This is a genomic window from Mesorhizobium sp. M2E.F.Ca.ET.219.01.1.1 (assembly GCF_004016445.2).
Classification (GTDB): Bacteria; Pseudomonadota; Alphaproteobacteria; order Rhizobiales; family Rhizobiaceae; genus Mesorhizobium.
Genome location: NZ_SADT02000236.1, coordinates 1 through 294, shown reverse-complemented (window position 1 = coordinate 294; position 294 = coordinate 1). Strand labels below are relative to the sequence as shown.

The following is a 294-nucleotide window of genomic DNA, read 5'->3' as shown; positions in this document are numbered from 1 at the left end:
TGTTCGAAGGGCTGCGGATTGCAGGCCTGCGGGACCTCCGTGCGATGGCAGATCTTCTTGGCGTGCGGAAAATACTTGTTGCCGCCGCAATGGTCGAAATGGAAATGCGAGTTGACGACGACGTCGATATCCCTGGGCTCCAGCCCGAGCAGCGCCAGCGCGCCGGGAATGGTCTGGTGCTTTTCCTGGATCGGCTTCTCGAAGGGCAGCACCTTCATGACGTGGTCATAGTCGTATCCGGTGTCGATGAGGAAGCGGCCCTCGGCAGGCTCGATCAGGATCGAGTAGACGGGG

1 pseudogene is annotated in these 294 nt (G+C 60.5%); it reads right to left on the bottom strand.

Features of this window, described 5'->3' with window-relative positions:
- A pseudogene (locus EN862_RS35655) lies at nucleotides 1-294 on the bottom strand (4-pyridoxolactonase); the annotation flags it as partial.